This is a genomic window from Pseudoalteromonas sp. Z9A5 (assembly GCF_011378875.1).
GTDB lineage: Bacteria > Pseudomonadota > Gammaproteobacteria > Enterobacterales > Alteromonadaceae > Pseudoalteromonas.
Genome location: NZ_WTLC01000122.1, coordinates 1 through 702 on the forward strand (window position 1 = coordinate 1; position 702 = coordinate 702).

Annotated in this window: 1 protein-coding gene; it reads right to left on the reverse strand. The window is 44.3% G+C overall.

Translation table 11 applies throughout. The annotated features are described in order from the left end of the window. A partial coding sequence (locus GQR56_RS21300) for an IS110 family transposase (protein WP_166115385.1) occupies nucleotides 1-702 on the reverse strand: 702 nt, incomplete at both ends.

The window sequence follows — 702 nt, forward strand, 5'->3', positions numbered from 1 at the left end:
CGCATCTGTTTTATGGTGGCTTCTGGCGATAATGGCGCGAGCACCATGAATAAGTTGTTTTCGTAGGTAACTGTTACCGCGCTTAGTAATACCAGACATTTTACTTTTATCGCCTGACGCGTATTGTTTAGGTGTTAACCCTAGCCACACCCCCAGCTCTTTTGCATTTTTAAATGCCTGACCGTTCCCGATTGACGCTGCATAAGCTGAGGCATTGAGCACACCCACGCCAGGAATAGAGTGAAGTATTTTGGCGTTAGCATCGCGTTCAACATGTGCAGTAAGCATCGCTTCAATGGCTTTAATGCGTTTAACAAGAGTTTTGTACTCAGTGTAAATATCACTCACCATTGTACGTAATAGCGGGCGAAGTGCAGAGTCACTTTCAAACGCAATGAGTCCTTGCTCTAATGCCTTAATACCGACAGGAAATACATACCCAAAATCGACCAATAAACCGCGTAATTGATTCGTTGCAGCAATGCGGTTTTGTAGCAGCCGCTCGCGTATTTTATGAAGCATGAGTATTTCTTGCTGAGCTTCGGTTTTAATAGGAACGAATTTAATATTAGGGCGTAAGCTTGCTTCATAGATAGCAAGCGCATCGTTACTGTCGTTTTTATTACCGCGAACAAAGGGGGTAACGTGTTGTGCAGGGATAAGGTCAACGGTATGACCGTAAGACGTAAATACTCTCCCCCA